This is a genomic window from Amnibacterium sp. (genome assembly GCF_025463795.1).
Lineage (GTDB): Bacteria > Actinomycetota > Actinomycetes > Actinomycetales > Microbacteriaceae > Amnibacterium.
This window is the reverse complement of the sequence record NZ_JAODBE010000142.1, coordinates 1-4,650: the sequence shown is the minus strand read 5'-3', so window position 1 is coordinate 4,650 and position 4,650 is coordinate 1. Positions and strand designations below refer to the sequence as shown.

3 protein-coding genes and 1 pseudogene are annotated in these 4,650 nt (G+C 71.8%); all 4 read right to left on the bottom strand.

The genetic code is table 11. From position 1 onward, the window contains the following. Nucleotides 1-2,546, bottom strand: a 2,546-nt coding sequence (gene alaS / locus JWQ92_RS12325) for an alanine--tRNA ligase (protein WP_297344755.1), incomplete at its 3' end; no start/stop codon positions are given. Nucleotides 2,547-2,549: 3 nt separating this feature from the next. Further along, a complete protein-coding gene (locus JWQ92_RS12320; RefSeq protein ID WP_297344754.1) occupies nucleotides 2,550-2,729 on the bottom strand; it encodes a hypothetical protein in 180 nt (59 codons plus the stop codon). Between the two features lie 288 nt (nucleotides 2,730-3,017). Continuing rightward, nucleotides 3,018-3,647 (bottom strand): 30S ribosomal protein S4, encoded by a 630-nt coding sequence (gene rpsD, locus JWQ92_RS12315; RefSeq protein WP_297344753.1) that lies wholly within the window; start codon nucleotides 3,645-3,647, stop codon nucleotides 3,018-3,020. A gap of 266 nt (nucleotides 3,648-3,913) precedes the next feature. Next, a pseudogene (locus JWQ92_RS12310) lies at nucleotides 3,914-4,650 on the bottom strand (replication-associated recombination protein A); the annotation flags it as partial.

Sequence of the window (4,650 nt, the reverse complement as noted above, 5' to 3'; positions counted from 1 at the left end):
TGCGCGGCGGCCCGAGCGAGCGCGCCCGCCTTCGCGCCGGTGTCGCGCGCCTCGCGGTTCGTCGCGACGATCACGACGGGCCGGGCGGCGACGGTCGCAGCGAGCGCCACGACCGCGGGGACCGGACCGAGCTTGTCGCGGACGCCCGTGACGAGGCCGCGGAGGTCGTCCGCGCTGCCGAGGTCGCCGACCTGCTCGAGCACGGCGGTCACCCCACCCACCGGCCGGGCGTTCGCGGCGATCGCGGGGATCCGGCCGGCGAGCGCCTGCCGCTCGAACTCCGCGATCCGCTTCTCCGCCGCCTTCAGGCTCGCGGCGAGCTCCTGCACCCTCGTCACGATCTGCGTCGGCGGCACCTTGAGGTTGGTGCCGAGCTCGGTGACGAGCGCGCGCTCCGCGGCGAACCGCTTGAACGCGTCCGGTCCGACGAGGGATTCGATGCGGCGGCTCGTCGCGCCGACGCTCGACTCCCCCACCACGTTGATCAGGCCGATCTCGGACGAGTGGGCGACGTGCGTGCCGCCGCAGAGCTCCCGGGACCAGGGACCGCCGATGTCGACCATCCGCACGACGTCGCCGTACTTCTCGCCGAACAGGGCCATGGCGCCGAGGGCCTTGGCCTCGTCGATCGGCAGCACGCGCGTGACGACCTCGAGGTCCTCGTCGACGCGCTGGTTGGCGATGCCCTCGACCTCGCTGCGGGTGTCGGGGCTGAGGGGCGAGCTCCACGAGAAGTCGAGCCGCATGTAGCCGGCCTTGTTGTAGGAGCCGGCCTGGTGCGCATCCGGCCCGAGCACCTGGCGCAGCGCGGCATGGATGAGGTGCGTGGCCGAGTGCGCCTGCGTCGCGCCACGGCGGTACACCGGGTCGACGATGGTCTCGGCCGGGTCCCCGACCGCGACCTCGCCCTCGACGACCTGGACGCGGTGGCTGACGAGGCCGGCCACGGGCCGCTGCACGTCGAGCACCTCGAGGCGGTAGCCGGGTCCGCGGATCTCGCCCTGGTCGGCGTCCTGGCCGCCGGACTCCGCGTACAGGGTCGTCTCGGTGAGGATCACCTCCGCGATGTCCCCGAGCGCGATCGACGGCACGGACACCCCGTCGCGGATCAGGCCGAGCACGCGGCCGTCCGTGACGAGCTCCTGGTAGCCGAGGAACGCCGTCTCGCCCTTCGCGCGGAACTCGGTGTACACGGACAGGTCGGCGAGCGCGGTCCTGCGCTGCCTCGCATCCGCCTTCGCCCGCGACCGCTGCTCGGCCATGAGGGTGTCGAACGCGCCGCGGTCGACCGTGAGGCCGGCCTCCTCCGCGACCTCGAGCGTGAGGTCGATCGGGAAGCCGTAGGTGTCGTGGAGCAGGAACGCGGTGTCGCCCGCGACCTGCGTGCCACCCGTCTCGCGGGTGCGCGCGATCGCGGTGTCGAGGATCGTCGTGCCGCCGGCGAGGGTGCGCAGGAAGGCCTCCTCCTCGGCCGACGCGAGGCGCTGGATCCGCCCGAACTCGGGGACCAGCTCGGGGTAGGCGGCCGCCATCGCATCTCGCGACGCCGGGAACAGCTCCCCGAACGTGGCCTCCTCGACGCCGAGCAGCCGCATCGCGCGGACGGTTCGGCGCAGCAGCCGGCGCAGCACATAGCCGCGGCCCTCGTTCGACGGCGTGACGCCGTCGACCATCAGCATCATCGCGGAGCGCACGTGATCGGAGACGATGCGCATCCGCACGTCGTCCTCGTGGTCGGCGCCGTACCGCCGGCCGGAGAGCCCGGCCGCCTTGTCGAGCACCGGCCGCACCTGGTCGATCTCGTACATGTTGTCGACGCCCTGCTTGATGAACGCGACGCGCTCGAGCCCCATGCCGGTGTCGATGTTCTTGCGCGGCAGCTCGGCGACGATGTCGAAGTCGAGCTTCGACCGCACGTTCTCGATCGCGTACTGCATGAACACGAGGTTCCAGATCTCGACGTACCGGTCGTCGTCCGTCGCCGGACCGCCGTCGATCCCGTACGCGGGACCGCGGTCGAAGAAGATCTCCGAGCACGGGCCCGCCGGTCCAGGCTGGCCCGTCGACCAGTAGTTGGAGTCCCTGCCGAGCCGCTGGATCCGCTCGTCGGGCAGACCCGCGATGCGCTTCCAGAGATCCCAGGCCTCGTCGTCGTCCTCGTAGACCGTCACCCAGAGGTCGGCGGGATCGAAGCCGAGGCCGCCGTCCGCCTCCGCGGAGGTCAGCAGATCCCACGCGTAGGTGATCGCGCCGTCCTTGAAGTAGTCGCCGAACGACCAGTTGCCGAGCATCTGGAAGAAGGTGCCGTGCCGCGGCGTGCGGCCGACCTCCTCGATGTCGAGCGTGCGGATGCACTTCTGCGAGTCGACGGCGCGCGGGTAGGGCGGCGGGACCGTGCCGTTCAGGTACGGGATGAACGGCACCATGCCGGCGACGGTGAACAGCAGCGACGGGTCGGGCGACACGAGGGACGCACTCGGCACGACGGTGTGGCCGCGGTCGCCGAAGTACTCGAGATAGCGCCTGCGGATCTCAGCGGTCTGCACGGGTCAGCCGTTGCCCGTCTCGGCGAGGCGCGCGCGGTAGCTGTCGGCGAAGGTCTGCACGAACTCCCCTGCGGTGCCGTTCACGGCGGTCAGCACCCGCCGTCCGTTCGGCGTCCGCGAGAGCTGCTGCGTCAGCACGATGCCCGCGAGCACCCCGGCAAGCAGCCAGATCACCTTGCCCATCGCCCCTCCTTGCGTCGACCGACAACCCTACCGACGCGTGGCCCCGGTCTCGCCCGCGCCGGCGGAGGTCGTCCGTTCAGCAGAAAGGCACGCATCGGCGAGTGCTGAACGCGCGTTCCTGCTGAACGGACCGCGGCCGGAGGGTTCGAGCGGGTTCACAGCGCAGAAAGGCGCGTTCCGGATGGACCGGAACGCGCCTTTCTGCTGACTGAAACGCCGAGCGCTCAGCGCGCGGCACTGAGCAGACGCACGCCGCTCAGCGCGCGGCACTGAGCACACGCACGCCGCTCAGCGCGCGGCGTAGTACTCCACGACCAGCTGGACGTCGGCCTGCACCGGCACCTCGGCGCGCTTCGGGCGACGCGTGAGGCGCGCGTGCAGGCGGTCGAGCTCGACCTCGAGGTAGCCCGGAACCTTCGGGAGCACGTCGGCGTGACCGCCGGCGGCCGCGACCTGGAACGGCTCGAGCTGCTCGCTCTTCTCCTTGACGTGGATGAGCTGGCCCGGCTTCACGCGGAAGCTCGGCCGGTCGACGATCTTTCCGTCGACGAGGATGTGGCGGTGCACGACGAGCTGGCGCGCCTGCGCGGTCGTCCGGGCGAAGCCGGCACGGAGCACGAGGGCGTCGAGGCGCTGCTCGAGCAGCTCGACGAGGTTCTCACCGGTCAGGCCGGCAGCTCGACGGGCCTCGTTGAAGACGATGCGGAGCTGCTTCTCGCGCAGGCCGTACTGGGCGCGCAGACGCTGCTTCTCGCGAAGGCGGACGGCGTAGTCGCTGTCGGCCTTTCGCTTGCTGCGGCCGTGCTCACCCGGCGCGTAGGGACGCTTCTCCAGGTAACGGGCGGCCTTCGGGGTCAGCGCGATGCCGAGGGCACGTGACAGCTTGACCTTGCCGCGGGTGCGGGCTTTGGTGGACATGCGGTTCCTTCAGAGTTCGAGATCGGGCCCGTCGCGCGCAGGCGACGACGGAAGACTTCGAGGGATTCGACGTACGGGGACCGGCCGGCTACAGGCGCAGGTCCTCTCGCGGATCCGGTGTCGCAGCCGCGCAACGTCCGGGCCCGCTCCAGGCCGCGGACAAGGATAGCAGGACCGGGAGCGCTCGGGCAGCCGTCAGCAGCCGCGTGGCCCGGACGTCCCGGTCGGCAGGAGCACCCGATCGCCCGCACCGTCGACCGGCTCGCTCAGGACTCCTCCGCCGTGCCCCGCGTGCGCCTGCGGAGGCGCTCCACGCGGGCGGAGGTCTCCCGCTCGAACCCGTTGCCCGTCGGCAGGTAGTAGTCGCGGCCCACCAGCTCGTCGGGCGGGTACTGCTGCTCGACGACGCCGTGCTCGCCGTCGTGCGCGTACCGGTACCCCGTGCCGTGGCCGAGGCGCTTCGCCCCCGGGTAGTGCGCATCGCGGAGGTGAACCGGCACCCGGCCGATCCGCCCCGCGCGGACATCGGCGAGCGCCGCGTCGATCGCCAGGTACGAGGCGTTCGACTTCGGCGCGAGCGCGAGGTAGACGACCGCCTCCGCCAGCGGGATCCGCCCCTCCGGCATCCCGATGAACTGCACCGCGTCCGCCGCGGCGATCGCGAGCACCAGCGCCTGCGGATCCGCCATGCCGATGTCCTCGGCCGCGAGCACGATGATCCGCCTCGCGATGAACCGCGGATCCTCCCCCGCCTCGATCATCCGCGCCAGGTAGTGCACGGCCGCGTCGACGTCGCTGCCTCGCACGGACTTGATGAACGCGCTGATGACGTCGTAGTGCTCGTCCCCGTCGCGGTCGTACCGGAGGAGGGCGCGGTCGACCGCGGTCGCGACGAGCTCCTCGGTGACCAGTGGTGCCTCCTCCCCCGGTCCGTCGTCCTCCGCGAGCGTCGCGGACGCCTCGAGCGCCGTCAGCGCCCGACGGGCGTCGCCGGAGGCGAGCC

What these genes read in the sequence shown, in the direction of transcription:
- JWQ92_RS12320 (WP_297344754.1), bottom strand. Translation starts at nt 2,729, where the DNA reads ATGGGCAAGGTGATCTGGCTGCTTGCCGGGGTGCTCGCGGGCATCGTG.
- rpsD (WP_297344753.1), bottom strand. Translation starts at nt 3,647, where the DNA reads ATGTCCACCAAAGCCCGCACCCGCGGCAAGGTCAAGCTGTCACGTGCC.